26 protein-coding genes, 1 tRNA gene, 1 pseudogene and 1 riboswitch are annotated in these 26,014 nt (G+C 67.3%); of the genes and pseudogenes, 20 read left to right on the top strand and 8 right to left on the bottom strand.

Annotation, left to right across the window (positions count from 1 at the left end; genetic code table 11):
• The first annotated feature begins 111 nt into the window (after nt 1-111).
• Nucleotides 112-621 carry a DUF1993 family protein gene (locus HZ989_RS00275; RefSeq protein ID WP_209321665.1) on the top strand — a complete coding sequence of 170 codons (510 nt, stop codon included), beginning with the start codon at nt 112-114 and terminating at the stop codon, nt 619-621.
• A gap of 324 nt (nt 622-945) precedes the next feature.
• Here the strand turns inward: HZ989_RS00275 and HZ989_RS00280 are convergent, their stop codons facing one another.
• From HZ989_RS00280 to HZ989_RS00290, 3 genes are read right to left on the bottom strand one after another with little or no spacing between them, the layout of a single operon-like run.
• Nucleotides 946-1,791, bottom strand: a complete 846-nt coding sequence (locus HZ989_RS00280) for a ribokinase (RefSeq protein ID WP_209321666.1) — start codon at nt 1,789-1,791, stop codon at nt 946-948.
• A complete protein-coding gene (locus HZ989_RS00285; RefSeq protein WP_209321667.1) occupies nt 1,788-2,726 on the bottom strand; it encodes a nucleoside hydrolase in 939 nt (312 codons plus the stop codon). Before HZ989_RS00285 ends, HZ989_RS00280 begins: the two co-directional genes overlap by 4 nt.
• 40 nt (nt 2,727-2,766) lie before the next feature.
• Nucleotides 2,767-3,432 (bottom strand): aspartate/glutamate racemase family protein, encoded by a 666-nt coding sequence (locus HZ989_RS00290; RefSeq protein ID WP_209321668.1) that lies wholly within the window; start codon nt 3,430-3,432, stop codon nt 2,767-2,769.
• A 197-nt stretch (nt 3,433-3,629) separates the two neighbouring features.
• Between HZ989_RS00290 and HZ989_RS00295 the strand changes: the two genes are divergently transcribed.
• Nucleotides 3,630-4,424 (top strand): hypothetical protein, encoded by a 795-nt coding sequence (locus HZ989_RS00295; RefSeq protein ID WP_209321669.1) that lies wholly within the window; start codon nt 3,630-3,632, stop codon nt 4,422-4,424.
• 13 nt (nt 4,425-4,437) lie between these two features.
• Here the strand turns inward: HZ989_RS00295 and HZ989_RS00300 are convergent, their stop codons facing one another.
• Complete coding sequence (locus HZ989_RS00300; RefSeq protein WP_209321670.1) at nt 4,438-5,442, bottom strand: D-cysteine desulfhydrase; 1,005 nt, start codon at nt 5,440-5,442, stop codon at nt 4,438-4,440.
• 84 nt (nt 5,443-5,526) lie between these two features.
• Nucleotides 5,527-5,635: riboswitch (TPP riboswitch) on the top strand.
• Nucleotides 5,636-5,720: 85 nt separating this feature from the next.
• Here HZ989_RS00300 and thiC point away from each other — a divergent pair.
• The 4 genes and pseudogenes from thiC to HZ989_RS00320 all read left to right on the top strand — a co-directional run bounded on the left by thiC (nt 5,721) and on the right by HZ989_RS00320 (nt 9,899).
• Nucleotides 5,721-7,742, top strand: a pseudogene (gene thiC, locus HZ989_RS00305) (phosphomethylpyrimidine synthase ThiC).
• A gap of 96 nt (nt 7,743-7,838) precedes the next feature.
• Entirely contained in the window at nt 7,839-9,074 is a 1,236-nt protein-coding gene (locus HZ989_RS00310; protein ID WP_209321671.1) for an abortive infection family protein, read from the top strand.
• A gap of 228 nt (nt 9,075-9,302) precedes the next feature.
• Nucleotides 9,303-9,788: a helix-turn-helix domain-containing protein gene (locus HZ989_RS00315; protein ID WP_209321672.1), complete on the top strand. Its 486-nt coding sequence runs from the start codon at nt 9,303-9,305 to the stop codon at nt 9,786-9,788.
• 7 nt (nt 9,789-9,795) lie between these two features.
• Nucleotides 9,796-9,899 (top strand) — tRNA-OTHER (locus HZ989_RS00320).
• 12 nt (nt 9,900-9,911) lie between these two features.
• Here the strand turns inward: HZ989_RS00320 and HZ989_RS00325 are convergent.
• Nucleotides 9,912-10,583, bottom strand: a complete 672-nt coding sequence (locus HZ989_RS00325) for a DsbA family oxidoreductase (RefSeq protein WP_245162407.1) — start codon at nt 10,581-10,583, stop codon at nt 9,912-9,914.
• A gap of 36 nt (nt 10,584-10,619) precedes the next feature.
• Between HZ989_RS00325 and HZ989_RS00330 the strand changes: the two genes are divergently transcribed.
• The 3 genes from HZ989_RS00330 to truA all read left to right on the top strand — a co-directional run bounded on the left by HZ989_RS00330 (nt 10,620) and on the right by truA (nt 12,773).
• Complete coding sequence (locus tag HZ989_RS00330) at nt 10,620-10,919, top strand: hypothetical protein (protein WP_209321673.1); 300 nt, start codon at nt 10,620-10,622, stop codon at nt 10,917-10,919.
• Between the two features lie 178 nt (nt 10,920-11,097).
• On the top strand, nt 11,098-12,024 hold the full coding sequence (fmt, locus tag HZ989_RS00335) for a methionyl-tRNA formyltransferase (RefSeq protein ID WP_209321674.1): 927 nt from the start codon (nt 11,098-11,100) through the stop codon (nt 12,022-12,024).
• Nucleotides 12,024-12,773, top strand: coding sequence for a tRNA pseudouridine(38-40) synthase TruA (gene truA / locus HZ989_RS00340; protein ID WP_209321675.1), 750 nt, complete (start codon nt 12,024-12,026; stop codon nt 12,771-12,773). Before fmt ends, truA begins: the two co-directional genes overlap by 1 nt.
• Here the strand turns inward: truA and HZ989_RS00345 are convergent.
• Nucleotides 12,755-14,890 (bottom strand): malate synthase G, encoded by a 2,136-nt coding sequence (locus tag HZ989_RS00345; protein ID WP_209321676.1) that lies wholly within the window; start codon nt 14,888-14,890, stop codon nt 12,755-12,757. The genes truA and HZ989_RS00345 overlap by 19 nt on opposite strands.
• Nucleotides 14,891-15,051: 161 nt before the next feature.
• Between HZ989_RS00345 and HZ989_RS00350 the strand changes: the two genes are divergently transcribed.
• From HZ989_RS00350 to HZ989_RS00360, 3 genes are all read left to right on the top strand, one after another.
• Nucleotides 15,052-16,629 (top strand): carboxylesterase/lipase family protein, encoded by a 1,578-nt coding sequence (locus HZ989_RS00350; RefSeq protein ID WP_209321677.1) that lies wholly within the window; start codon nt 15,052-15,054, stop codon nt 16,627-16,629.
• The gene (locus tag HZ989_RS00355; RefSeq protein ID WP_209321678.1) at nt 16,629-17,321 is read left to right on the top strand and encodes a DUF1345 domain-containing protein; all 693 of its coding nucleotides are present in this window, start codon (nt 16,629-16,631) and stop codon (nt 17,319-17,321) included. Before HZ989_RS00350 ends, HZ989_RS00355 begins: the two co-directional genes overlap by 1 nt.
• Before the next feature lie 279 nt (nt 17,322-17,600).
• Nucleotides 17,601-19,139: a DEAD/DEAH box helicase gene (locus HZ989_RS00360; protein ID WP_371812959.1), complete on the top strand. Its 1,539-nt coding sequence runs from the start codon at nt 17,601-17,603 to the stop codon at nt 19,137-19,139.
• 47 nt (nt 19,140-19,186) lie between these two features.
• Here the strand turns inward: HZ989_RS00360 and HZ989_RS00365 are convergent, their stop codons facing one another.
• Nucleotides 19,187-19,939, bottom strand: a complete 753-nt coding sequence (locus HZ989_RS00365; RefSeq protein ID WP_209321680.1) for a molybdopterin-binding protein — start codon at nt 19,937-19,939, stop codon at nt 19,187-19,189.
• A gap of 145 nt (nt 19,940-20,084) precedes the next feature.
• On the opposite strand from HZ989_RS00365, the gene map reads away from it, so the two are divergent.
• The 8 genes from map to HZ989_RS00405 all read left to right on the top strand — a co-directional run bounded on the left by map (nt 20,085) and on the right by HZ989_RS00405 (nt 25,610).
• The gene (gene map / locus HZ989_RS00370) at nt 20,085-20,915 is read left to right on the top strand and encodes a type I methionyl aminopeptidase (protein ID WP_209322993.1); all 831 of its coding nucleotides are present in this window, start codon (nt 20,085-20,087) and stop codon (nt 20,913-20,915) included.
• Nucleotides 20,916-20,963: 48 nt separating this feature from the next.
• Entirely contained in the window at nt 20,964-21,707 is a 744-nt protein-coding gene (gene radC, locus HZ989_RS00375) for a DNA repair protein RadC (RefSeq protein ID WP_245162408.1), read from the top strand.
• Nucleotides 21,708-21,715: 8 nt separating this feature from the next.
• Complete coding sequence (locus HZ989_RS00380; protein WP_245162409.1) at nt 21,716-22,237, top strand: GNAT family N-acetyltransferase; 522 nt, start codon at nt 21,716-21,718, stop codon at nt 22,235-22,237.
• Nucleotides 22,238-22,304: 67 nt separating this feature from the next.
• The gene (locus tag HZ989_RS00385; protein ID WP_209321682.1) at nt 22,305-22,550 is read left to right on the top strand and encodes a BolA family protein; all 246 of its coding nucleotides are present in this window, start codon (nt 22,305-22,307) and stop codon (nt 22,548-22,550) included.
• 6 nt (nt 22,551-22,556) lie between these two features.
• Nucleotides 22,557-23,459 (top strand): aldo/keto reductase, encoded by a 903-nt coding sequence (locus HZ989_RS00390; protein WP_209321683.1) that lies wholly within the window; start codon nt 22,557-22,559, stop codon nt 23,457-23,459.
• Between the two features lie 80 nt (nt 23,460-23,539).
• Complete coding sequence (gene grxD, locus HZ989_RS00395; protein ID WP_371812960.1) at nt 23,540-23,905, top strand: Grx4 family monothiol glutaredoxin; 366 nt, start codon at nt 23,540-23,542, stop codon at nt 23,903-23,905.
• Between the two features lie 3 nt (nt 23,906-23,908).
• Complete coding sequence (locus HZ989_RS00400) at nt 23,909-24,334, top strand: thioesterase family protein (protein ID WP_209321684.1); 426 nt, start codon at nt 23,909-23,911, stop codon at nt 24,332-24,334.
• A 220-nt stretch (nt 24,335-24,554) separates the two neighbouring features.
• Entirely contained in the window at nt 24,555-25,610 is a 1,056-nt protein-coding gene (locus HZ989_RS00405; RefSeq protein ID WP_209321685.1) for a sensor histidine kinase, read from the top strand.
• Nucleotide 25,611: 1 nt separating this feature from the next.
• Here the strand turns inward: HZ989_RS00405 and HZ989_RS00410 are convergent, their stop codons facing one another.
• The gene (locus HZ989_RS00410; protein ID WP_209321686.1) at nt 25,612-25,992 is read right to left on the bottom strand and encodes a hypothetical protein; all 381 of its coding nucleotides are present in this window, start codon (nt 25,990-25,992) and stop codon (nt 25,612-25,614) included.
• Between the last annotated feature and the right edge of the window lie 22 nt (nt 25,993-26,014).

Genomic DNA, 26,014 nt, shown 5'->3' on the forward strand with positions numbered 1-26,014 from the left:
GGCCGGGCGACCCTAGAACCAATCCTGCCCCGTCGCCAAGCTGTCGCCATCAGGTGACAGGAAGATGCGTCCGCGCTACAGCCTCAACAAAGTCTACAAAGGAAACGCACGATGGCCACCGAACTCTACGATCTGACCGTGCCGGGATTCACGCGCGGCCTGCGCGCCCTGTCGGCCATCCTCGACAAGGCCGTGGCTCATGCGGCCAGCACGGGCGTCGATGCCAATGACTGGCTGTCCCTGCGCCTGATCGAAGACATGAATCCGCTGATCAAACAGGTTCAGACCGCCTGCGACAGCCCCAAGCTCTGCGTCGCCCGCCTGTCCGACGTCGTTGCCCCGGTCCATGACGACTCCGAAAAGACCATCGCCGATCTCCAGGTCCGCATCGCCGACACCCTGGCCTATCTGCAGTCCGTGCCACGCGAGGCCATCGACGGCCAGGAGGGCAAGGAAGTGACCCTGACCTTCCCGGGCGGAGAGATGAAGTTTCTCGGCCAGCCCTATGTCACCGGCTTCGCCGTGCCGAACTTCTATTTCCACCTGACCACAGCCTATGCCCTGCTGCGTCAGGCGGGCGTGCCGCTGGGCAAGCGCGACTATATGGGCGCGCCAGGCTGAGGATATCTACGGAAACGTACAGTTTTCGGGAACCTTTCCGCGAATAGCGCCGTTACCCGGCGGTTCGTGGGAGGTTGGATTCACTTGGTCATCAGGCAATTCAAGCGGCGGGGACGCTCTGCCGTCACACGTGAGAACGGAAAACAGGGCAGCTGGCTGTTTCGCCTGTTCATGGCCTGGTTCACCCGCAGCGGCGGTCGACGTTGACGTCTGACCGCCTCTGACCCGCGCCTCGCGGCCCTTCCCAAATCCCGCACCTGCGCCCGGACCCCTGAGGCTTTCCACGCATCCACCCCGTCGCCCCGGTGGATGCGGGCGCTCGGCTCAGGCGCTTTGCAGGGCGTCCACCGCGTCGCGTGACGGCAGCGACGGCTGGGCCCCCGCCCGCGTCGCTGCCAGCGCCCCGGCGGTACAGGCGAACCTCAGCGCCGCCTCCGGCTCCATTCCCTCCAGCATTGCCACCACGATCGCGCCCACGAAGGCATCGCCGGCTCCGGTCGCGTCCACAGCCGTGACCGTCGGAGGCACGGCCCGCGCCACTTCCTCGCCGCGCTGGAACATCGTCGCCCCGCCCGCGCCACAGGTCACGACCACCCGGCCCCCGCCCCGGTGCAGCAGGTCGCCATAGAAGGCGGCCTCGATCTCATTGACCACGATCAGGTCGCACCGCCGCAGCAGCTGTTCCGACACCGGCTGCGCGGGTGCCAGGTTGGCGCAGACGAACGCCGTCGCCCGCCCGACGGCCGCCTCGACCATGGCGATCGGCAGCTCCAGCTGGACGATCAGCGGGCTTTCGATCCGGGCCGGCAGTTGCGCATTGGTGATCGTGTGGTTGGCCCCCGCCGCGACGACGATCTGGTTCTCGCCGGACGGGTCCACGGCAATCAGGGCCACGCCGGTGGGCGCGTCGACGTCGGTCTCGACGCCCGACAGCTCGACCCCGAACGCGTCCAGCAGGGCCAGCGCCTCGTCCGCCATGACATCGTCACCGACCCGCCCGATCAGCAGCACCTCCGCCCCCAGCTTGCGGGCCGCCAGGGCCTGATTGGCCCCCTTGCCGCCGGGATGCCGCGCCAGGGTCGCCCCCGTCACCGTCTCCCCGGGTTCAGGCAGGCTCGGCGCGCTGGCGACCAGGTCCAGGTTGATCGAGCCGACGACGGTGATGTTCATGCTCCACCCCCCAACCGCCCGGTCAGCAGATCGAACACCCCCTGCCCGTCTGCCCAGGTCGCCCAGTGATGCCGCGCGGTCGCTCCATCGACCCGGAACTCGACCGCCGTATGGCCACGCGTCAGTTCGCTCCCGGTCTCGACCTCGATCCGGCACGGCGCCAGCCGGAACAGTTCGGGCCGCAACAGCCACGCCACCGTACACGGATCATGCAGCGGGGCCGCGTCCCAGCCGACGATCTCCCGCTCGATGCTCTGCGAGAACCGCAGCAGCTTCGCCGCCGTCGTCGCCCGAGCATCGCCGACCGCCTCCAGCGCCGCGATCCGGTCCTCCGTCGCCCGCACCTGATGCGTCGCGTCCAGCCCGAGGACGACCATCTTGCAGCCCGAGGCAAACACCTCGGCCGCCGCATCCGGGTCAGCCCAGATGTTGAACTCGGCGGACGCGGTGACGTTACCGCCTTCGGACCGCGCCCCGCCCATGGCCACGACCGGCCCCAGCCGGGCCGCCAGCCGGGGCTCGCCCTTCATCGCCAGCGCCAGATTGGTCATTGGCCCCATCAGGGCCAGCGCGACCGACCCCTCCGGCTCGTCCATCACGATCCGCGTCAGGGCGTCCGCCACGTGACCGTCCGCCAGCGGAGCATCCGGCTCGAACACCTCGAGCCAGCCCAGCCCCTCGGCCCCGTGGAACTCGCTCGCCCCCGCCGGTTCGCGTCCCAGCGGCACGCCCGCGCCGGCAAAGACAGGCACATCCTCGCGTCCGGCGATCTGGCGGATGATCCGGGCATTGCGGCTGGTCCGCGCGACCGGCACGTTTCCGCCCACGGTCATGATCGCCCTGATGTCCAGCTCGGGCGAGGCGAAGGCCAGCAACAGGCCGATAGCGTCGTCCACCCCGGGGTCGCAGTCGATGATCAAACTCTGTGGTTTCATCCGCCGATCCATGCCGATGACGACCGGATCGGGCAAGCCGTCAGCGCAGGCACGCGTCCACGCAGGCACGCGCCAGGACCTCGGCCGAATCCACCAGCGGCACCGAGACCTCCTCGGCGCCCAGCAACAGCGGCACCTCCGTGCATCCGGCGATGATCGCATCGGCCCCGGCCATGACCAGCACCCGCGCCAGGCCTGCCATCTCCGCCCGGTTCGCAGGCCCCGTATCGCCCCGCTTCACCCCGTAGACGCAGGCCATGAAAACCTCCCGGTCCGCCCCCGTCAGCAGGACGGGCCTTACCCCCGCCGCCTCCAGCGCCGCCCGATACAGCCCCTCGCCGCCCGGCGTCGCCAGGATGCCGATGGACCTCGCATGGTATCCCCCGGCCACCGCCACCGTCGTCGCGATCATGTCGATGAAGGGCAGGCCGGCCGCCAGAATCCCCGCCTTCTGCGCATGGGCGGTGTTGCATGGCATGGCCAGGACTTCGGCACCCGCCGCCTTGAGACGCGACGCCATCGCCGCCAGTTCGGCCTCCGCCTCGCCCGGCCGCGTATTCCGGTCCGGCACCTGGGGGTTCATGTCCATGACCACCCGGATGTGATCGGCGTCGCCCTGTGCGGGCGTCAGCGCCTGCACCCGCGCCAGGAACGCGACGGTCGCCGCCGGCCCCATCCCGCCCAGGACACCCAGTATCTTGCTCATCGCATCCGCCCGATCATTGGAAACAGGATCTTTTGCACGGCGCGCGGCCCATCGGGGCAACGCACCTTCAGATTCTGAACACCTGCAACCATGGTCGCACGGGCCCGGAATGAACAGCGGGCCCACATCACGCCGATTTGCGGTTTTGACGTCCGACACATCCGGCCCTAGGCTGGGAACCTCATCGGGGGATGGTTATGACCACATCGAACGTCACGCAGGCTGGCACCCGGGACGGCAAGCGCTTTTTCCTGATCAGCGCGATCGCCATGGTGCTGGTGATCTTCGCCGGGTTCTCGCTGCAGCTGGCCATGGGTCGGTCCAGCTTCCAGGCGCCGCCCCTCGTTCACGCCCACGCCATCGTCTTCATGGGCTGGGTCGTCATCTTCCTTCTCCAGAACCTCCTGATCGCGACGGGCCAGGTCCGGCTGCATCGGCCGCTGGGATGGATCGCCGCCGCCTGGCTGGTGCCGATGCTGGTTCTGGGCTGCCTCGTCACCGTGAATATGATCCGCGAGGCTGATGTACCCTTCTTCTTCAGGCCGCTGCATTTCCTGGTCTTCGATCCGGTTTCCCTGATCGCGTTCATCGCCCTGACCATCGCAGCCATCGCCTTGCGGCGCGCAACACCCTGGCATCAGCGCTTGCACTACTGTGCCATGGCCATCCTGATGGGACCGGCGCTCGGGCGACTGCTGCCCATGCCCCTGCTGATCCCCTGGGGCTGGGAAGCGACCTTCGTCGCCACCCTCGTCTTCCCGCTGATCGGCGTCCTTGCCGACCTGATGCGGAATGGACGCGTCCACCCCGCCTGGATCTGGGGCATCGGGGCCATGTTCGCGATGTTCGCGGCGGTCGAGGCGATCACCTATACGCCCGTCGGAACCGCCCTCTACGATGCGGTCGCCGCCGGTTCGCCGGGCGCAGCCGTAGACCCCCTGGCCTTCCCGCCCTTCCCCGGTCCGCCGCCGGGGGCCGCGCCGGTCCCCTGATACGGCACGCGGTCTAGGCTCCGAACATCGCGTCCAGTTCGCCCTGATAGCCGAACAGGCCCTGGGCCCCGCCGGTGTGCAGGAACACCACCCGCTCGCCCTCGAACCGTCCGGCCCGGGCCAGGGCGATCAGCCCCTTCATCGCCTTGCCGGTATAGACGGGGTCCAGCACGATCCCGTCGGTCCGCGCGGCCAGCACCAGGGCATCCACCACCGCCTGGTCGATCAGGCCATAGCCGGCGCCGACATAGTCGCAATCGGCCACCACCATTGAATCCTTCACCCGGTCCGCATGGCCCAGCAGCATGGCGGTCTCTTTCGCCAGCTTCAGCACATTGGCTTCCTGCTTTTCTTTCGGTGCCCGCACCCCGATGCCCAGCACCGGAATGTCGGCTCCCAGCACCGCCAGACCGGCGACCAGGCCCGCATGGGTCCCCGCACTGCCCGTCGCCGTCACGATCCGGTCGATGGCCAGGTCCAGTTCATCGGCCTGCACCACGATCTCGCGTGCGCAGTCGACATAGCCCAGCGCCCCGATCGCGTTCGACCCGCCGCCCGGGATCACATAGGGCCGCCCGCCGCGCGCCCGGACCTCCTCGGCCGTCTTCTCCAGCTCGGCCGGCATGTCCGATCCTCCGGGCACGGAGCGGATCGTCGCCCCGAACAGCCGGTCCATCAGGACATTGCCGTTATGGACATAGTCGACCGCCTTCGACCCCGTCCGCTCCTCCAGGATGACCTCGCACTTCAGGCCGGTCGCCGCCGCTGCCGCCGCCGTCTGGCGCACATGGTTGGACTGCACCGCGCCCTGGGTGATCAGGGTGTCGGCATCCTGCTCGATGGCATCGCCCAGCAGGAACTCCAGCTTGCGCGTCTTGTTGCCGCCGCCCGCCAGACCCGTGCAGTCGTCCCGCTTGATCCACAGGTCGATGCCCAGCGCCTCCGACAGCCGGGGCAGGGGCTCCAGCGGCGTGGGCAGGTGCGCCAGGCGCAGACGGGGAAAGCGGGCGAGGTGCATGGATCGGGCTCCGGTTGTCCCCTTCCCTAACACCCGGTGCCCCGCCCCGGGAATGGACACCCGCCGCCGCCGGGCCTATCGTCGCCGAGTTCTCCGGGGAGCCGCAGGTCAGCGGCTGAGATTGGCGTATCCGCCTGACCCGTCGAACCTGATCCGGGTCATGCCGGCGAAGGGATGGGAATGTCTTTTCCATCCGTGCACCCCGGCCTTCGCCGGAATGCACGGTGAGAAAGCGATCTGTACCCGGAGTCGGCAGACCTCAACGCACAGAGGCCGCCATGAACATCCACGTCACCCCTACCGAGCCGCAAGAGCCCAATGTGGACCTCCCGCTTAAAGACGCCCGCGAGCAGGTGATGAAGGAGACCGGCACCATCCCGACCGGCGAGCGCGCCGGCTCGCGCAAGGTGTACGTCCAGGGCGAACTCTATCCCGACATCCGCGTGCCGTTCCGCGAGGTCGCCCTGCACCCCTCGGCCAATGAGCCGCCGGTGACCATCTATGACTCCTCGGGCCCCTATACCGACCCGTCGGTCACCATCGACATCACCAAGGGCCTTCCCCTGGTCAAATCCAGCTGGCAGCTGGACCGCGGCGACATCGCCCCCGTCGCCACTCCGCGCGAGGTGAAGCCCGAGGACAACGGCCACGCCTCGGGCAAGACCCTCGCCCCCCGCTTCGACACCAGCCGCCACAGGGTCTTCAAGGGCGTCCCCGGCCGCCCGGTGACCCAGTACGAATATGCCAATGCCGGCATCATCACCCCCGAGATGGAATACGTCGCCATCCGCGAGAACCTGAGGCGGGAGCAGGTGGCGAGTGGCGAGTGGCGAGTGGCGAGCGAAGGCGGCTCCACAATCACCCTCCACGATGGCTCCACGATCCAGGCGATGTCGCCCGACTCCTCGCCACTCGCCACTCGCCACTCGTCACTGCGCGACGGCGAGAGCTTCGGCGCCAGTATCCCGGACTATGTGACCCCGGAGTTCGTGCGCGACGAAATCGCCCGCGGCCGGGCCATCATCCCGCACAACATCAACCACCCCGAGGTCGAGCCGATGATCATCGGCCGGAACTTCCTGGTGAAGATCAACGCCAACATCGGCAACTCGGCCGTCCTGTCCAGCGTGGACGACGAGGTCGACAAACTGGTCTGGGCCACCCGCTGGGGGGCCGACAACGTCATGGACCTGTCGACGGGCCGCAACATCCACAACATCCGCGACTGGATCATCCGCAACTCGTCCGTCCCCATCGGCACCGTGCCGATCTACCAGGCGCTGGAAAAGGTGAACGGCGTCGCCGAGGACCTGACCTGGGAGGTGTTCCGCGACACATTGATCGAACAGGCCGAACAGGGCGTCGACTATTTCACCATCCACGCGGGCGTGCGCCTGCCCTACGTGCCCCTCACGGCGCCAACGCGTCACCGGCATCGTCTCACGCGGCGGCTCCATCATGGCCAAATGGTGCCTCGCACATCACCGCGAGAGCTTCCTGTATGAGCATTTCGAGGAGATCTGCGACATCATGCGGGCCTATGATGTGTCGTTCAGCCTCGGCGACGGCCTGCGCCCCGGCTCCATCGCCGATGCGAATGACGAGGCCCAGTTCGCCGAGCTGCTACACCTGGGCGAACTGACAAGCGCCTGGGCGAGGACGTGCAGGTCATGATCGAGGGCCCCGGCCATGTGCCGATGCACAAGATCAAGGCCAATATGGATGAGCAGCTGAAACACTGCCACGAGGCGCCCTTCTATACCCTGGGGCCCCTGACCACCGACATCGCGCCCGGCTACGACCACATCACCAGTGCCATCGGCGCGGCCATGATCGGCTGGTTCGGCACGGCCATGCTCTGCTACGTCACGCCCAAGGAGCATCTGGGCCTGCCCGACCGTCAGGACGTCAAGGACGGCGTCATCACCTACAAGATCGCCGCCCACGCCGCCGACCTCGCCAAGGGCCACCCCGCCGCCCGCCTGCACGACGATGCCCTGTCACGCGCCCGGTTCGAGTTCCGCTGGGAAGACCAGTTCAACCTCGGCCTCGACCCCGAGACGGCCCGCAAATACCACGACGAGACCCTGCCCAAGGAAGCCCACAAGACCGCCCACTTCTGCAGCATGTGCGGCCCGAAATTCTGCTCGATGAAGATCAGCCAGGACATCCGCAGGGACGCGGCGGCGCAGAACGACGCGGGCGGTTCGCTGCTGGACCCCGCCACGGCCGAGGCCGGGATGGCGGAGATGAGCGCGAAATTCCGGGCCGGGGGCGGGGTGGTGGAGGTGAAGGTGTGAGGGGTCAAGCCGCTTGCTCCACCGCAGTTAGTTCCCACCACATGCACACTTTTAAGAGGGCATGGATTGCCTAAGCTTAGCGATGACATCGAAGGAATGCTCGCGACCGCAGCCCTGATGCTGACCGCCGAAGGAATGGCTGAATCGGCCGAAATTCTCCGTACGGCTGAACCCGCAATTGAAGAGACCGGATTCGACAACTGGAACGGCGGAACCACGATTTGGACGATTTACCTTTATGTAGAACCCGAGCGTTTCGTTAAGCTAGGAGACAGGCGAGAGCTGCTCGAAGATCAGATCGACACGCGCTTTAAGTCCATCGTCGGTAGCGACTCCCGAGATTGGTACGGTGCCAAGATACGTCCGCAGCTTCAGAAATCAGCCAACTGGCGCGAGTCCGCAGCGGAAATTCCTGAGCACACGCGACGTAACATTTTCGACGGGTTTCGGATCGAGAATGTCGCCTGGGCAGGACGCATAGACGAGGTCGCGTTCTTGGCTCGGATATTCGACTTGGCCAAGCTTCCGTCGACCGATTCCCGTTTCGGCGACGCAGCGGGAGATATTTGGCAGCACCGCGTTAACAATCCCGAGGATTGGAGTGACGACTGGATTTACGGCGACGTTCGATTTCGCCTGCTCAACGGCCCAAGCGATATTTTTATCCGGTTCCTGTGCGAAATGGTTCACCCGGTGGTGCGCCCTGATCGCAACGAAGCACTTCAGCTAGTTCAACACATCAACGACCAGCTTCGACCTGTTGGTTGGACCCTCGCTGAGGAAGAGAAAATCGCGGGTCGCCCCCGCTTCATCGGCAGGAAGCTAAGCGGCCAAGGACAACGCCACGTTTCCAGAGCCCGGTCAGTAGCTGACGCTCTCGACGCGGGCTGGATGCAAAAGGAGATCGAACGGCTGGAAAACGCGGTCGATCGCGACCCGGCATTAGCGATTGGGACGGCAAAAGAGCTTGTCGAGTCATGCTGCAAGTCGATCCTGACGAAACGGAACATCCCGTATTCGACTGGAGCCACGCTCCCCGACCTTACCAAGGCATTGGCCAAAGAACTCAAGCTGGTCCCCGAGGGGATTCCCGATCAAGCACGAGGAGCTGAGACCGTCCGGTTGATCCTTCGAAATTTGTCGTCGCTGACTTCGTATCTTGCGGAACTGCGGGGCCTCTACGGCACCGGGCATGGCCGAGACGGAAAACACCGCGGCTTGGAGCCGAGGCACGCAAGGCTGGCCGTAGCTTCAGCCGTCGCCTTCATCGACTTTGCGACGGAAACCCACCAAGCGCGCCAGACAGGAAGCGAAAAGGTGGAGCCCGGGTGAACGGGGGGTCGCCCGGTTGGTTATCCTATTGCTCTGACGTGTTGTACTGTAGCCGGTCGTCCTAATGGTGCGTCCTATTTTGGGTGAACCAGGCGACGCCCACTCCCCGGCCCACGGTTCACCCAACCCCCGTCCCGAGAGTCGCCCCCCGGCGAACCGAAAGACGCCCCCCAAGCTCTTGATCTCCAAGTCGGTACGGCACATCTCTGTCGGCGAAAGGGGTCACACATGACCAAATCATTGCCAAAGAGCGCGGAGTCAGAAGCGCTCCGTCGTAACGAGGCTAAGTGGACCAAGCCGCTGATGGAAGCGGGTTGGAACGCAATCCCGAGCATCATCATAGAGAAACAGGAGGCCCTTGGGCTCGATGCCATAGATATGAACATCATTCTGCACCTCTCGAACTATTGGTGGCACGCGGATAATCTTCCATGCCCGTCAGTAGAGACGGTTGCGCGTGCGGTCGGCGTCTCAGGCCGGACCGTCCAAAAGCGAGTCAAAGCCCTGCAGGAACTAGGTCTGCTCACCCGGACCGAAAGGCGCAACACCCGCTTCGGCAGCGACACCAATCTCTACAGCTTCGAGGGACTGATCGCTGCCTCGTTGCCATTCGCTAAGGAGAAGCTCGCTGATCGAGCGAAGCGCGATCAGGAAGAACGTGACCGTGTCGCCCGGAAGAAGCCAAAGCTGAAACTGGTCGCTGCAAATACTTGAGAATTATGGCGGCGTAGCTCAGCCGGATAGAGCTCTCGTTTTCTACATACTTCATGGTTCGCGCCTCTAGTATGGACGAGAAGGTCGCGGGTTCAAGTCCCGCCGCCGCCTACCACTCTCACATCACCCCTCCCCCGCCATTTTCCGCAACGCCTCCTCAAACACCCCCGCCGGCTGGCCGCCGGAGATCAGCCATTTCCCCTCCACCACCACGGCCGGCACCGCGTTGATCCCCCGCGACCGCCACAGTTCCTCCGCCTCGCGCACCTCGGCGGCATAGAGGTCGTCGGCCAGGACCTCGACGGCCTTGGCCCGGTCCAGCCCGGCGGTCGCCGCCGCATCGGCCAGCACCACCGGATCGGCCAGCGACCGTCCGTCGGTGAAATGGGTGCGGAACAGGGCTTCCTTCAGCGCCCGCTGCCGGGCCGGTCCAACGGTGGCCGCCCAGTGCAGCAGCCGGTGGGCGTCGAAGGTGTTCCAGATGCGGCTGTCCGGCCCCATCCGCATCTCGAAACCGTCCCAGGCCTCGGCCGCGCGTTCGGTGATCATGGCCCGGTTGGCGGCCGACTGTTCGGGGGTCGAGCCATACTTCCGGGCGATGTGCTCAGCCGTATTCTCCCCCTCGGCCGCCATGCCGGGGTTCAGCTCGAACGGCTGGAAATGGATGTCCGCCTCGATGCCTTCGGCCTTGAGGGTCACGAGCGCCGCCTCCAGCCCGCCCAGCCCCACCACGCACCAGGGGCAGACGACGTCCGAGACGAAATCGATGTGCAGGGTCTTTGTCATGGGGGGCATATAGCCATCCTTCTCCCCTTGCGGGTCGAGAATGATATGGTGACCCCTTCCGCCCGCCTGGAACGTTCGACCGCCATGATCGAGACCGCACCCACCGATACGCCCGAGGCCGAGACCCCGCCCGTCGTCGCACCACCGGCCGCACCGGGTGCCGGGTCCGGCGGGGCGCTGGCGATCGGGGCCTTCGCGCTCGGGGCGCTGGCGGTCGGTGCCCTCGCGATCGGTGCCCTGGCCATAGGCAGCCTGGCCGTCGGCCGGGCGCGTGTGCGGCGGCTGCACATCGACGACCTCAGCGTCGGCACGCTCCGGATCGGGCGTATCGCGCGGCTGGACTGAGCCTACGACCGATTCTGACGTCCCGGCGTGCTAACCCTTGTCCCGGATCCACGGCAGAAGGGGACGGAACAGACCGGTCGACGCGAACGGGTCGGACGGGTCGGACGGTGTTTTTTCGACCTCCGGGTTCGGTTTCCGCCGACTGGCGCCGAAGGGCCCGCGCGACTAGAGAACGGCCATGCGCCTCGCCTTCATGGGTACTCCCGACTTCGCCGTGCCGTCCCTGGCCGAACTGATCGCCAGTGGCCATGAGGTCGTGGCCGTCTACTCACAGCCGCCGAGGCCCAAGGGCCGGGGCCAGAAGCTGACGCCCTCTCCGGTCCACGCCTTTGCAGAGACCATGGGCCTGCCGGTCTTCACGCCCGCCTCGATGAAGGCCCCGGACGCGATCGAGACCTTCCGGAGCCTGGACCTCGATGCCGCCTGCGTCGTCGCCTATGGCCAGATCCTTATGCCTGCGGTGCTGTCGGCGCCCCGGCTGGGCTGTTTCAACCTGCACGGCTCGCTGTTACCGCGCTGGCGGGGGGCCGCGCCGATCCAGCGGGCCATCATGGCCGGGGACCGCCAGACCGGGGTCCAGATCATGCGGATGTCGGAGGGCCTCGACGAGGGGGCCATCCTGCTCAGCGAGGTCCTGCCGATCGCCCCCGACGATACGGCCGCCACCCTGGCCGACCGCATGGCCACGACGGGGGCCACCCTGTGGACCCGCGCCCTGGCGGCCATCGAGCGCGGCGGCGTCACCGAGACGGAACAGGTCGGCGAGGCGACCTATGCCCGGAAGATCACCCCGGCCGAGGCTCGCATCGACTGGACCCGCCCCGCCGCCGAACTGGACGGCCACATCCGGGGCCTGTCCCCATTCCCCGGTGCCTGGTTCGAGGCTCCCGGTCCGGATGGCCCCGTCCGGGTCAAGGCCCTGATGTCGATGCCGAGCCTGAAGGGCGCGGGCGCGCCGGGCGAGGTCCTCGACGACGCGTTGCTGATCGGCACCGGTGACGGCGCCGTGCGCCTGCTCCGGGTCCAGCGCGAGGGCAAGGCGGCGCAGGATCCGGCCGACTTCCTGCGGGGCTTTCCCCTGCCCGTCGGCACGATGCTGGGCTGATGCCCCGCTATCGGCTGACGCTGGAGTACGACGGCGGCCCCTATGCGGGTTTCCAGGCCCAGGACAGCCTGCCGACGGTCCAGGGGGTGGTCGAGGCTGCGGTCACGGCCTTCTGCGGCCAGACCGTCCGCATCGCCGCCGCCGGCCGCACCGACTCGGGCGTCCACGCCACCGGACAGGTCGCCCACGTCGATCTCGATCGGGACTGGCCTGCCGCCACGGTCATGAACGCCCTGAACGCCCATATGGTGAGAGAGGGCGTGGCCGTGCTGGACTGCCGGGCCGTGCCCGACGACTGGCACGCCCGCTTCTCGGCCACCGGGCGGCGCTATCTCTACCGCATCCTGAACCGCCCCGGCCGCCCGGCGCTGGAGCGCGGCAAGGTCTGGCACGTCCGCCGCCCCCTCGATGTCGCGGCCATGCAGGCCGGGGCGGATCATCTGGTGGGCCACCACGACTTCACCACCTTCCGCGACCTGGCCTGCCAGTCGAAGTCGCCCGAGAAGACCCTGGACGTCGCCCGCGTCACCGCCGTGGGACAGGAGATCCATCTGGTGTTCGAGGCCCGGTCCTTCCTCCACCGTCAGGTCCGCTCGATGACCGGCACCCTGGTCGAGGTGGGTCTCGGCCGCTGGGCACCTGAGGCCGTGAAGACGGCGCTGGCGGCCCGCGACCGCACCGCCTGCGGCCCCGTCTCGCCCGCCGACGGCCTCTATCTGACGGGCGTGGCCTACGACGCCGGGGCCTGAGCCGCCTTGGCCCGCTGGCGCCAGGCATGCAGCAGCGGCTCGGTATAGCCGTTCGGCTGGCTCAGCCCCTCGAACACCAGGGCCCGCGCCGCCTGAAAGGCCAGCGACCCTTCCGGATCATCCGCCATCGGACGATACAGCGGATCGCCCGCATTCTGCCCGTCGACCTTCGCCGCCATCCGCAGGAAGGCCGCCTCGACCTGATCCGCCGTACAGACCCCGTGCAGCAGCCAGTTGGCGATATGCTGGGAACTGATCCGCAGCGTGGCCCGGTCCTCCATCAGCCCGACATCGTGGATGTCCGGCACCTTGGAACAGCCCACGCCCTGGTCGATCCAGCGCACGACATAGCCCAGGATGCCCTGGGCGTTGTTGTCCAGCTCGTCGGCGACCTCCTGCTCCGACCAGTTGGCCCCGTTCGCCAGCGGCGGCGTCAGCAGGTCCTCCAGCCCCGGTATCGGCCGTTGCGCGACCGCCTTCTGCACCGCGAACACATCGACGGCGTGATAGTGCAGCGCATGCAGGGTCGCGGCCGTCGGCGACGGCGTCCAGGCCGTGTTCGCCCCGGTCCGCGGGTGGCCGATCTTCTGCTCCAGCATGTCGGCCATCCGGTCGGGCGCCGCCCACATCCCCTTGCCGATCTGTGCCCGGCCCGACAGGCCGCACGCCAGACCGATGGCGACGTTGCGCGCCTCATACGCCGCGATCCATTTCGAGGCCTTGATGTCGGCCTTGCGCACCATCGGCCCGGCCTGCATGGCGGTGTGGATCTCGTCTCCAGTCCGGTCCAGGAAGCCGGTGTTGATGAAGACGATCCGGTCCTTCACCGCATGGATACAGGCCGCCAGATTGGCGCTGGTGCGGCGTTCCTCGTCCATCACCCCCACCTTGATCGTGTGGCGCGCCAGACCCAGAAGGTCCTCGACGGCGTCGAACAGGGCGTTGGTGAAGGCCGCCTCGTCCGGCCCGTGCATCTTCGGCTTGACGATATAGACCGACCCCGCCGCCGAGTTGGTGAACCCCCGCCCTTTTCCTGAAACGGGCCCCTTCAGGTCGTACAGGGCGATCAGCGAGGTCACGATGGCGTCCAGAATGCCCTCGGGCGCCTCCGACCCGTCCGGCAGGACGATGGCCGGATTGGTCATCAGGTGCCCGACATTCCGCACAAAGAGCAACGATCGCCCCTTGAGCGTACGGCTCGATCCGTCGTCGGCGACATAGGTCAGATCGGGAGCCAGGGTCCGTTCCAGCGTCTGGCCACCCTTCTGGAAACTGGCCTTCAGGTCGCCCTTCATCAGCCCCAGCCAGTTGCGATAGGCCGCGACCTTGTCCTCCGCGTCCACGGCGGCGACAGAGTCTTCCAGATCGCAGATGGTCGACAGGGCCGATTCCAGGATCACGTCCGCGATCCCGGCCGGGTCAGTCGCCCCGATCGGATGGTTCCGGTCAAACACCACCTCGATGTGCAGGCCATTGTTGCGATACAGGACCCCCCGCTCCGTCCTGCCGACGAACTGGTCCTGATGTTTCAGGGCGATGGCGTGGGCGAAGCGCTCGTCCGCATCGGCCCAGGACCCGGTTTGCAGCGGAACCGCCTCGTCCAGAAACGCCCTGGCCCGCGCCACAACCCGCGCCCCGCGCGCCGTGTCGTAACCCCCACCCGGCGGCAGATCCCCAAGCGCGTCGGTGCCATACAGAGCGTCATACAGACTGCCCCAGCGCGCGTTCGCGGCGTTCAGCAGGAATCGGGCATTCAGGATCGGCACGACCAGCTGCGGCCCGGCCAGGATGGCGAGTTCAGGGTCCACGTTCCGCGTCGTGATCTGGAACGGCGCGGGCTCCTCGACCAGATATCCGATCTCACGCAGGAAGGTCTCGGTCGCTACGGGATCGTGCGGTTGACCCTTCCTCGCCGCGTGCCAGACATCGATCCGGGCCTGCAAGGCGTCCCGCCGCGTCAGCAGGGTGCGGTTCTCCGGTGCGAACCGCGCGAACACCCCGGCCACGCCGACCCAGAAGGCGTCCGCCGCGATGCCCAGCCCGGGCAGCACCTCGTCCTCCAGAAAGGCCGACAGCTGTCGATCGACCGACAGGCCGGCACGGTCGTTGTGGGTCATGCGGTCTCTCCAGCGCGAGCCAGGCGGGGAGGCGGCTCGTAACAATGCGTGATCGCACTAGAGCGGGGCCAGGGCGGACCTGCAAGCCCATCCGAAGATGACACCGGTGACAATGCGAGGAGCACAGGCCTAGTCTGCCGAAAAGTCCGGAGGAAGACGCCGTGGATCGCAGACCTGCCCCAGACCGCCGCTCCGTCCTGGTGACAGGGCTCGCCCTGCCGTTCCTGACCACGTCCGCCGGGGCGCAGGGAATCCATCCCGTCGTCCCCACCACCCATGGCCCGGTGCGGGGCCAGCGGGATGCGGGCGTGAACGTCTTCAAGGGGATTCGCTACGGGGCCGACACCGCGCCGCGCCGGTTCCAGCCACCCGCGCGACCCACGCCCTGGACCAGCCCGGTCGAGGCCTTCGATTATGGCCCGGCCAGTCCGCAAGGCAGTTCCGAGCCGAACCAGGCCGAGGACTGCCTGTTCCTCAACATCTGGTCGCCGGGCCTGGACGCCGGGCGTCGACCCGTGATGGTCTATATCCACGGCGGAGCCTATTCGAGCGGCTCGGGGTCCAGCCCGCTCTACGACGGCACGCGACTGGCCCGACGCAACGACGTGGTCGCCGTTACCGTCAACCACCGGTTGGGGCCCCTGGGCTATGCCTATCTGGCGCGGATCGTCGGCGCGCCCTTCCTCGACAGCGGCAATGCCGGGCAGCTGGACCTGATCCTGGCGCTGCAGTGGGTGCGCGACAACATCGCGGCCTTCGGCGGCGATCCCGGCCGCGTCATGGTCTTTGGCCAGTCGGGCGGCGGGGCCAAGATCGCGACGATGATGGCCACCCCGGCCGCGGCGGGCCTGTTCCACCGCGCTGCCACCATGAGCGGCCAGCAGGTCACCGCCTCGGGTCCCTGGAATGCCACCCGACGGGCCGAAGTCTTCCTCGACGCCCTGGGCCTGCCGAGGGACCGCGCCGCCGAGGCCGCGACCCTGCCGGTCGCCGACATCCTGAAAGCGACCGAGGCGACCGACCCCGTGCTGGGCTTCGGCGGCCTTTATTTCGGCCCGGTGCTGGATGACCGCAGCCTGCGACGCCATCCCTTCTATCCCGACGCCCCTGCCCAGTCGGCCCACATCCCGATGATCATCGGCAATACCCACGACGAGACCAAGGCCTTCCTGGGCGGTGATCCCGCGAACTTCAGCCTGACCTGGGACGACCTGCCCGGAAAGATGACCAACCGCGAGTTCCGCATCGACGTCGCGCCCGAGCCGGTCATCGCCGCCTACCGCCGCATGTATCCGGCCTACACGCCGTCCGACGTCTTCTTCGCCGCCACCACCGCCGCGCGCTCCTGGCGCGGGGCGATCATCGAGGCGGAGGCGCGCGCGGCATCGGGTTCGCCCGCGTTCGTCTATCAGCTGGACTGGACGTCCCCCATCGACGGCGGGCGTCGCGGGGCCATGCACACCGACGACATCCCGCTGGCCCTCGACAACGTCATGGCGACCGGCAGCCGCGCCCAGGGCCCGGAGGCACAGGGGATGGCCGACCGCCTGTCGCAGGCCTTCGTCGCCCTGGCCCGCGACGGGGATCCCAACCACACCAGCCTGCCGGCCTGGACCCCCTATGACCTTACGCGCCGCCAGACGATGATCATGGACGAACCGGCCCGGATGGAGGACGATCCGCGCGGTGGCGAACGCCGCCTGTTCGCCGCCATCCCCTATGTCCAGCCGGGAACCTGATGCCCCGAAAGCCGTCGAAGCCCGCCGCGCCGCCTGCCGTGGCGAAGTCCGGGCCCCGGCTGTTCCGGCTCCATGGCCACCTGCTGATCGGACTCCTGCTCGCCATCGTGGTGACCCTGGCGTCCCCGTCGGAGTGGCGCTGGACGGTGCGCCTGGCCAGCGGCTGGGACGCGGGCGTGGCCCTGTTCCTGATGCTGACCTTCATCAAGATGGCGCGCGCCCGATCGGTCGACGCCATTCGTCAGCGCGCCGCCGATCTGGACGAGGGTGGCACCGCGGTCCTGCCGCTCAGCCTGCTCGCCGCCATGGCCAGCGTCGTCGTCGTGGTCTCCGAAGCCGCCTCGGCCACCGGAGAGAACCAGGCCACCGCCGCCGCCCTGATCCTCGGCACCGAGGCTCTGTCGTGGCTGTTCGTCCATGTCATCTTCGCCCTGCACTACGCCCACCGCTTCTATGCGCCGGACGAGGCGAACGCGGACACCGGCGGCCTGATCTTTCCAGGCGGAACGGAGCCGGACTACTGGGACTTCCTGCATTTTTCGCTGGTGATCGGCGTCGCCAGCCAGACCGCCGACATCCAGATTTCCGAACAGCGCATCCGCCGCCTGTCCACGGTCCACAGCGTGACCGCCTTTGTCTTCAACACCGTTCTGGTGGCCCTGGCGGTGAACCTGGCGGTCAGCCTGATCTGAGCCTCGCCTTGACTTTGCCGCAACAACGGCCCATCTGCCGCCCCGTCGCACTCTGGCGATCCCCGGTGCGCTCCAGCGCGTGTGGGTCTTCCTCCCCAGCGAAGACCTGACTGTAGCAGCGGCCGGCCCTCAAGATTCATTCGCTGCCCGGACACGCGGGGCGGCGCCCGATCAAGCCCGCGACCGCCACTCTGGCGATCCGTCGGGATTGGCGGCGCGCGGTCCTTTGGCGTCAATGCCCGGCCGATGCGCGTCGCCGCACGCGAAAGAACGCCTACCTTGACCACTACATTCGAGTCCTTCGGCCTGAACAAGGCCCTGCTGCAGGCCCTCACCACCGAGGGCTACACCGTCCCCACCCCCATCCAGGCCCAGGCCATTCCCTCGGTCATGCTCGGCAAGGACCTGCTGGGCATCGCCCAGACCGGCACCGGCAAGACCGCAGCCTTCGCCCTGCCGATCCTGCATCGCCTGGCCGAGAACCGCGTCGCTCCCCTGCCGCGCACCACGCGCTGCCTGATCCTGTCGCCGACGCGCGAACTGGCCAGCCAGATCGCCGACAGCTTCAAGGCCTATGGTCGCCACCTCGGCTTCAAGGTCGCGGTTGTCTTCGGCGGCGTGAAATACGGCCCGCAGGAACGTGCCATCCAGGCCGGCCTCGACGTGCTGGTCGCCACGCCCGGCCGTCTGCTGGATCACATGCAGCAGAAGACCCTGGACCTGTCCTCGACCGAGATCTTCGTCCTCGACGAGGCCGACCAGATGCTGGACCTCGGCTTCGTCAAGCCAATCCGCCAGATCGTCAGCCGCATCCCGGCCAAGCGCCAGAACCTGTTCTTCTCGGCCACCATGCCGACCGAGATCGGCAAGCTGGCCGGCGAGCTTCTGAAGGAGCCCGTCAAGGTCCAGGTGACGCCGCAGTCGACCACGGTCGAGCGCATCAACCAGTCGGTCATCCACGTCGAACAGGGCCGGAAGCGCGCCCTGCTGACGGAAATGTTCGCCGACGACAACTTCACCCGCTGCCTGGTCTTCACCAAGACCAAGCACGGTGCCGACAAGGTCGCGGCCTATCTGGAAGCCGGCGGCGTCCAGGCCGGTGCCATCCACGGCAACAAGTCCCAGCCCCAGCGTGAGCGCACCCTGGCCGCCTTCAAGGCCGGCAAGCTGCGCGTGCTGGTCGCCACCGACATCGCCGCCCGCGGCATCGACGTGGACGGCGTCTCGCACGTGGTGAATTTCGAACTGCCCTTCGTGCCGGAAGCCTATGTCCACCGCATCGGCCGGACGGCCCGCGCCGGGGCCGACGGCTCGGCCATCAGCTTCGTCGCCGGCGACGAGATGAAGCTGCTGAAGGACATCGAGAAGGTCACCCGCCAGAAGATCCCCGCCACCGACCGGCGCAACGACAAGTCGCTGGGCCTGCTGGACCAGTCGATCATGGCCGCCGGCGTCGGCACCAAGGCCACCATGCCCGACCGCGAGGATCAGCCCCGTGGCGAGGGTCGCAACCGCAACCCGCGGCGCGATGGCGTCAAGAAGGAGCACGGCGGCCAGCCGCACCGCATTCGCGGCAAGGGTGCCCCGAACCGGGATGGCGCGCGTGACGGCGGCGGACGCGACCAGAACCGGGGCCACAACGGCGACCGTTCGATCGTCAGTGTCGTGCCGTTCGACCCGCTCGCGGCCGACCGCGCCCGCTCGGCCGCCTCTGCCAATCGCCCGGTCAGTGAAACGAGGCCCGACGGCGAAATCCGCCGCCGCCCCCGCGGCCGTCGTCCGTCCAACGGTGGCAAGGGCTACGTCGCCAAGGGCTGATGCCTGCTGTCTCCTCCCCATTCGCAGCTTTGCGAACGGGGAGGAGACTATTGACGGCGCGTCGCTATCCCCGTCGCCCCCAGCGTCGCCGCGAGGGCTTCCACCGCGGCCTCGACCGCCGCCGCATCGCGACCGCGCACCACCAGATTGGTTCCGACTTCCCCGTCCGAGCCCGCCCCGAAGGGATAGCTGCCGAACGACAGGTCGCGACTGGCCCCGGCCGCCTCGGCCAGCGGTGCCGCGATCACCCCCTCGCCCACACCGGTGACCCTGAGCGTCCGGGCATGGACCACGGCCCCGGTCCGGAGCCGGGGCACCAGGTCCTCCAGCATCGCTGTCATGATCCTGGGCACGCCCGCCATGACGAAGACATTGCCGATCTGGAATCCGGGGGCGTCCGTGACCGGATTGGCGATGAGCACCCCGCCGTCGGGAATCCGCGCCATCCGCCGCCGCGCCTCGTTCAGTTCATCGCCATAGCGCCGCAGCAGAATGGCCAGGGCGTCGTCCCGTTCGCCGATGGCCACACCGAACGCCTCGGCCACGCACTCCGCGGTGATGTCGTCGTGCGTCGGCCCGATGCCGCCGGTGGTGAAAACATAGTCGTGAGCGGCCCTCAGCGCGTTCAGCGCCTCGATGATCTGCCCGGGCCGGTCGCCCACGGTGCGTGCCTCCAGCAGGTCGATCCCCAGGGCCGCCAGGAACCGGGCGATAGTGTTCAGATTGGTGTCGGCCGTCCGCCCGGACAGGATTTCATCGCCGATGATCAGGACGGCGGCGGTCGGGGATGTGTGTTCCATGCCGCTCACCTACGCCACATTGGTCCGGCCGCAAGGCGTCGCGACGCCTCGCCCTTTCGCGCCGCCCTGAATCGGCTTGAGATTCCGTGCTAGGCTCGCCATGTCACCCCCGAAACGCTGGTTCCAGCGTGCCCGAGACCCGACCATGTATGAAACGCCCGAGCTGGACACCGAGACCCTGGTCCGCACCAGCGCCATCCGCCTGTACGAGCCCGACGATTTCGAGGGCATGCGCATCGCCGGGCGTCTGGTGGCCGACGCGTTGGACATGATCACGCCCTATGTGGTGCCGGGCGTCACGACCCGGGAGATCGACGACCGCATCCGCCAGTACACCCTGGACCGCGGCGGCCTGCCCGCCTGCCTGGGCTACAAGGGCTATATGAAGACCGTCTGCACCTCGATCAATCACGTGGTGTGCCACGGTATCCCCGGCGATCGGGTGCTGAAGGACGGCGACATCGTCAACATTGACCACACCGTTATCGTCGATGGCTGGCACGGCGATTCCAGCCGCATGTTCGCGGTGGGTGAGGTCAACGCCCGCGCCCGGAAGCTGATCGACGTCACCTATGAATCCCTGGCGCTCGGCCTGGAACAGGTGAAGCCCGGCAACACCTTCGGCGACATCGGCTTCGCCATCCAGCGCCATGTCGAGGCCGCCCGCATGTCGGTCGTGCGCGACTTCTGCGGCCACGGCATCGGACGGCTGTTTCACGACAGCCCCAACGTCCTGCACTACGGGCGCAAGGGCGAGGGCGCGGTGCTGAAACCGGGCATGTTCTTCACCGTCGAGCCGATGGTGAACCTGGGCAAGCCGCACGTGAAGGTCCTGTCCGACGGCTGGACCGCTGTCACCCGTGACAAGTCCCTGTCTGCCCAGTGCGAGCACACCGTGGGCGTTACCGAGGACGGGGTCGAGATCTTCACCGCCAGTCCCATGGGCCTGTTCAACCCGGCGGCCGCAGGGGCTTGAACGGCGCGGCGTAAACGCTAGCCTGAACCTGCGATTGTGGGGACCGGTGTGACGGATCAGAGCGAAGACATCGCCCGGACGGTGCCCAAACCCCCGCCCCATCATGCCGGTCACCGGGAACGCCTGCGCCATCGCGCCCGCACCGCCGGCCTGACCCATCTGCCGGATTACGAGCTGATGGAGCTGTTTCTGTTCCGGAGCCAGCCGCAGGGCGACGTCAAGCCGATCGCCAAGGCGCTCCTCTCCCGCTTCGGCTCCCTCGCCGCCGTCCTCGCCGCCAGCGTGGAGGACCTGATGACCGTCCGCACCGAGGACACGAAGGGCCGGACAAAGTCCGTCGGCATGGAGACGGCGCTCGACCTCGCCGCCCTGCACGAGGTGGCCCAGCGCGTGGCCAGGGAACCGGCCACAAAGCGCCCGGTGATCTCGTCATGGTCGGCTCTGCTGGCCTATGTCCGCCTCGCGCTCCAGCATGAGCCGCGCGAACAGTTCCGGGTCCTGTATCTCGACAAGAAGAACCAGCTGATCCTCGACGAGGTCCAGAACCGGGGCACGGTCGATCACGCCCCGGTCTATCCGCGCGAGGTCGTGCGCCGCGGACTGGAGGTCTCCGCGGCCGCCATGATCCTGGTCCACAACCATCCGTCCGGCGACCCGACGCCCAGTCGCGCCGACATCGACATGACCCGACAGATCGTCCAGGCCGCCAGGTCCCTGGCCGTCGAGGTCCACGACCACCTGATCGTCGGTCGCGAGGGCGTGACCAGCTTCAAGCAGCTGGGGCTGATGTGACAGGGTCTGTGCTGTCCACCGCCCGCCTGACACTCACGCCGGTCGCCGTATCCGACTACGACGACCTTGTCCTGCTGTGGCAGGATGCGGCCTTCACCCGGCACATCACCGGACGGAACCTGTCGGCGGAGGAGGTGTGGTTCCGCCTGCTGCGCGATATCGGCCACTGGTCGGTGCTGGGGCGTGGCAACTGGTCGATGCGGCTGACGGAGACCGGTGCCTATGTCGGTTCGGTCGGGGTGCTGGACTACCATCGCGACGTGGTCCCGCCGATGGGGGCACCAGAGCTTGGCTGGGGCATCGGCGGGGCGTTTCAGGGTCAGGGTCTGGCCAGAGAGGGTGTGTCCGCCGCGCTCGCATGGGCTGACGCTGTGCTGAAGGCGCCGCGCACCGTCTGCATGATCGCGCCGGTTAACCTGGCGTCCCTGCGCCTTGCGGGCCATGTCGGCTACGTCCGCTATGCCGACGGCATCTATCGCGACGAGCCGACGATCCTGATGGAACGGATCAACCCGTCCGGGCCGAGGTAGGGCGACCGCGCGAGAGGCCGACAGGACCGTAGCCTCACATTAAGGTTTATCGCGCATTGTAGATGTCATGCCGATGCCCGCCGAAACCCTTCACGCCTATCTGACCGAGGCCTTTCCCGACGCCGAGATCGTCATCGATGATCTCGCGGGCGATGGCGATCACTACAAGGCCCGCATCGTCTCTACCGCCTTCGCCGGCCTGCCGCGCGTGAGACAGCACCAGCTCGTCTATGCCGCGCTCAAGGGCCATATGGGCGGCGAACTGCACGCCCTCGCCCTCGAAACCTCCGCTCCCCCTGACATGATGAGCTGACACGACATGCGTTACCGGCCCTTCGGCGCTTCCGGCGCCGCCATCTCGACCCTGACTCTCAGCCTTGGCCACGACAGCCTGGCGCGCGGCAAGGGTGCCGCCAGCGACCTGATCTTTTGCGCCCTGGAAGCGGGCATCAATGCCTACCGGCTGGAAACCGCCGATCCCGTCCTGGCCGAGGTCCTGGGTCAGGCCCTGGTCAACGTCGAGCGCAAGCTGCTGAACGTCAGCCTGCAACTGGGGGCGGGGGACGGTCGGCGCGGCTCCGCTCGCGACTTCACGGCAGAGGGCATGACCGTAGCCATCGATCGGGTCCTGCAGATCTCGGGGCTGGGCTGGATCGACATGGCCCTGCTCGAAGAACCCGGCGAGCATGAACTGCCGCAGTCGTCGCTGAACGCCTTGAAGGCGCTGCGCGCCACCGGTCGTGTTCGATATCTGGGCATCTCGGGCGAGACCCCGGTCATGGACACCTATGTCTCGACCGGGGCATTCGACGTCCTGGCCACGCCCTTCCACGTCAATTCCGACTGGCGGGTGCGCTCGCGGATGCGGGTGGCGCGCGAGCAGGACATGGCGATCCTGGCCTATGGCTATTTCCCCGACAGCCTGAACACCGAAAAGAAGGCGATCACGCTCAACCAGCCGAAGAAGGGCCTGTTCGGCTTTGGCGGGCGGCAGAAGCAAGATCCGTTGGCCAGCGTGGGCTCCTTCGCCTTCCTGCATCGCACGCCCAGCTGGACCGCAGAGGCCATCTGCCTGGCCCACGCCATGAGCGATTCCTCCGTCTGCAGCGTCCTCATCAACGCCGACGACATCGAGCGGCTGAACACCCTGGCCGCGGTGCCGGAGAAGGAGATGCCGCATGGCCTTTCCGCCCAGATCGAGATGGCCAGAGTCGCGGCCTGATCGCGTTCTGGTGATGTGCCGACCCTTGACCACCGAGGTCGCCGACCCTAGCTGACGCCTGCAACGAAAGGCGTCCCTCCGTGTCCAACCAGGCTCTCGATACCGCGACCCCCGCCGATCCGATCCATGCCTTCATCGCCCGGACGGTGGCCGAACATCCGGTCGTCCTGTTCATGAAGGGCACGCCCGATTCCCCGCGCTGCGGCTTCTCGGCCCATGCGGTCCAGATCCTCGATCACATCGGCGCATCCTTCGTCGGTGTCGACGTGCTGCAGGACGACGGCCTGCGCGACGGCATCAAGACCTTTACCGACTGGCCCACCATCCCGCAGCTGTATGTGAAGGGCGAGTTCGTGGGCGGCTCCGACATCGTCAAGGAGATGTTCCAGGCCGGAGAACTGACCGCCCTGATGGTCGAAAGGGGCGTGCCGCTCGGGGAGGCCTGAGCCGTGGCTCGCACCGTCCTGGAGCCCAGGGCCGATCGGGAGATTTTCGAGCTGCCGCTCGAAATCCGGCCAGAGCACATCGACGAGAACGGCCACGTCAACAATGTCGTCTATGTCGGCTGGCTGCAGGACGCCGGCACGACCCACTGGAACGCCCGCTTTGACGCCGAAACCCGCGCGAAATGGTCCTGGGTCGCCCTGAGGCACGAGATCGACTACCTCCGCGCGCTCAAGCCCGATGCCACCGCCATCGCCCGGACCTGGGTCGGTGACCCCCACGGCCCGCGCTTCGCCCGCTTTGTCCGCATCGAGGACGGCGAGGGTCGCCTGTGCGCGCAGGGTGTATCGGAATGGTGTCTGGTCGAAGCCGCGACCCTGCGCCCGACCCGCATTCCAGCGACCATGTTGCCGACCTTCGAACGCCGCTGACCGATCAAGGCAAGGTCTGCCATAAGCAAGCGTTAGGCTGACCGGCCGTTCGCGCTCCATGGAGCGCGAGTCTTTCGGATTGCGTCCGGCCTCCTGAGGCGCGATAGGTTCCGCAATGACTTCAGTTGGCACCTGAAAATCGGTCGCTGCCAATCTCCAAAAATCTCGGCCGGGTATGTCTTTCGCTCCGCGAGGCTCCGGATCACCTGAAGGGTCAGCCGTGGCTGCCCACCCGCCTCTGCATCCCGACGGTCCCCTCAGTCTCGCGCTGGCCGTGGTGGGTTCGTCCAGACCCCCCCTGCTGCTGCTCGACGAGACGCTGAAGATCATCGCCGCCAGCACCTCCTTCTGCGTGGCCTTCGACATTGACCCGGACCGGATCGTCGGCGGCTTCCTGGGTGAGGTCGGGACCGGCGAATGGAACAAGCCACAGCTGCGCGTCCTGCTGGAAGCCACAGCCAAGGGCAACGCCGCCATCGCGGCCTATGAGATGGACCTGAAGGGCAAAAGGGCGGGCGTCCGCAAGCTCGTCATCAATGCCCAGCGCCTGAAATACTCGGACGCCGACCCCGTCCGCCTGCTGATGACCATTGAGGACGTCACCGCCGCCCGCGAAGGCGAACAGCAGAAGAACGACCTGCTGCGTGAAAAGGCGATCCTGCTTCAGGAGCTCCAGCACCGCGTCGCCAACAGTCTGCAGATCATCGCCAGTGTCATCCTGCAGAGTGCCAGAAAGACGACGTCCGAAGAGACCCGAATCAACCTGCGCGACGCCCACAGCCGCGTGATGTCGGTCGCCACCCTGCAGCAGCAGCTGGCCGCCTCACGTCTCGGAGCCGTCGAGCTGGAGCCCTATTTCACCCAGCTGTGCAAGAGCATCGCCGCCTCGATGATCCACGACCCGACGCGGCTCACTCTGACGGTCGAGGTCGACGACAGTGTCACCGATGCCGACGTGTCCGTCAGCCTGGGTCTGGTGGTGACCGAACTGGTCATCAATGCATTGAAGCACGCCTTCCCCGGCGGCCGCAGCGGATCCATTGTCGTGGGCTATCGAAGCCATGGGCCAGACTGGACGCTCTCGATCAAGGACGACGGCGTGGGCATGCCCAGGGACGCGGCCAGTGCGACGCCGGGCCTCGGCACCAGCATCGTCGAAGCGCTGTCGAAACAGCTCAAGGCCCGCATCCAGGTCGAGAGCGACAGCCACGGGACGCTCGTCTCGGTGATCCACAGCCCGCTGTCGGCCATCGAGGCGACCGGCAGCGCCGTCTAGATCAGGTCGTCGGCGGCAATAGGTAGGGATTGTTGACCGACACCCTTGTGCCCGGGGCCAGGCCCAGCTCCTCGAACGACCATTGCAGTTCGACCCCATCCGCCATCGGATGGTCGCAACGGTCCTCGTCGATGCGGCGCAGGGTGATGATCGAGCCGCTGCGCATACGGTCCACGACCAGCATCAGGTCGTCCTTGTCGGTGCAGCCGTTCGAACTGACCCGGAACACCGCAAGATCGTTGGCGATCGCCGCTGCGTGGATCGGCTCCAGCTGGCCCGGCATCGCGGCCGTCCGCTCCGGCGCATCCTGGTGGAACATCGCACAGCCGGAGGTGGTCAGCGCAAGCAGGGCGACTGCAGCGAGGGCGCGGAAGGGAGCCATGTCCCGGATCCTGTTCAGCCAG

This window comes from Brevundimonas sp. AJA228-03, from assembly GCF_017795885.1.
Classification (GTDB): Bacteria; Pseudomonadota; Alphaproteobacteria; order Caulobacterales; family Caulobacteraceae; genus Brevundimonas.

What these genes read in the sequence shown, in the direction of transcription:
- truA (WP_209321675.1), top strand. Translation starts at nt 12,024, where the DNA reads ATGCCCCGCTATCGGCTGACGCTGGAGTACGACGGCGGCCCCTATGCG.
- HZ989_RS00280 (WP_209321666.1), bottom strand. Translation starts at nt 1,791, where the DNA reads ATGAACATCACCGTCGTCGGCTCGATCAACCTGGACCTGGTCGCCAGC.
- HZ989_RS00310 (WP_209321671.1), top strand. Translation starts at nt 7,839, where the DNA reads ATGCTCGCGACCGCAGCCCTGATGCTGACCGCCGAAGGAATGGCTGAA.
- HZ989_RS00330 (WP_209321673.1), top strand. Translation starts at nt 10,620, where the DNA reads ATGGTGACCCCTTCCGCCCGCCTGGAACGTTCGACCGCCATGATCGAG.
- HZ989_RS00290 (WP_209321668.1), bottom strand. Translation starts at nt 3,432, where the DNA reads ATGAGCAAGATACTGGGTGTCCTGGGCGGGATGGGGCCGGCGGCGACC.
- HZ989_RS00300 (WP_209321670.1), bottom strand. Translation starts at nt 5,442, where the DNA reads ATGCACCTCGCCCGCTTTCCCCGTCTGCGCCTGGCGCACCTGCCCACG.
- HZ989_RS00275 (WP_209321665.1), top strand. Translation starts at nt 112, where the DNA reads ATGGCCACCGAACTCTACGATCTGACCGTGCCGGGATTCACGCGCGGC.
- HZ989_RS00315 (WP_209321672.1), top strand. Translation starts at nt 9,303, where the DNA reads ATGACCAAATCATTGCCAAAGAGCGCGGAGTCAGAAGCGCTCCGTCGT.
- HZ989_RS00285 (WP_209321667.1), bottom strand. Translation starts at nt 2,726, where the DNA reads ATGAAACCACAGAGTTTGATCATCGACTGCGACCCCGGGGTGGACGAC.
- HZ989_RS00410 (WP_209321686.1), bottom strand. Translation starts at nt 25,992, where the DNA reads ATGGCTCCCTTCCGCGCCCTCGCTGCAGTCGCCCTGCTTGCGCTGACC.
- HZ989_RS00345 (WP_209321676.1), bottom strand. Translation starts at nt 14,890, where the DNA reads ATGACCCACAACGACCGTGCCGGCCTGTCGGTCGATCGACAGCTGTCG.
- HZ989_RS00390 (WP_209321683.1), top strand. Translation starts at nt 22,557, where the DNA reads ATGCGTTACCGGCCCTTCGGCGCTTCCGGCGCCGCCATCTCGACCCTG.
- HZ989_RS00385 (WP_209321682.1), top strand. Translation starts at nt 22,305, where the DNA reads ATGCCGATGCCCGCCGAAACCCTTCACGCCTATCTGACCGAGGCCTTT.
- HZ989_RS00325 (WP_245162407.1), bottom strand. Translation starts at nt 10,583, where the DNA reads ATGCCCCCCATGACAAAGACCCTGCACATCGATTTCGTCTCGGACGTC.
- HZ989_RS00365 (WP_209321680.1), bottom strand. Translation starts at nt 19,939, where the DNA reads ATGGAACACACATCCCCGACCGCCGCCGTCCTGATCATCGGCGATGAA.
- HZ989_RS00295 (WP_209321669.1), top strand. Translation starts at nt 3,630, where the DNA reads ATGACCACATCGAACGTCACGCAGGCTGGCACCCGGGACGGCAAGCGC.
- HZ989_RS00355 (WP_209321678.1), top strand. Translation starts at nt 16,629, where the DNA reads ATGCCCCGAAAGCCGTCGAAGCCCGCCGCGCCGCCTGCCGTGGCGAAG.
- map (WP_209322993.1), top strand. Translation starts at nt 20,085, where the DNA reads ATGTATGAAACGCCCGAGCTGGACACCGAGACCCTGGTCCGCACCAGC.
- fmt (WP_209321674.1), top strand. Translation starts at nt 11,098, where the DNA reads ATGCGCCTCGCCTTCATGGGTACTCCCGACTTCGCCGTGCCGTCCCTG.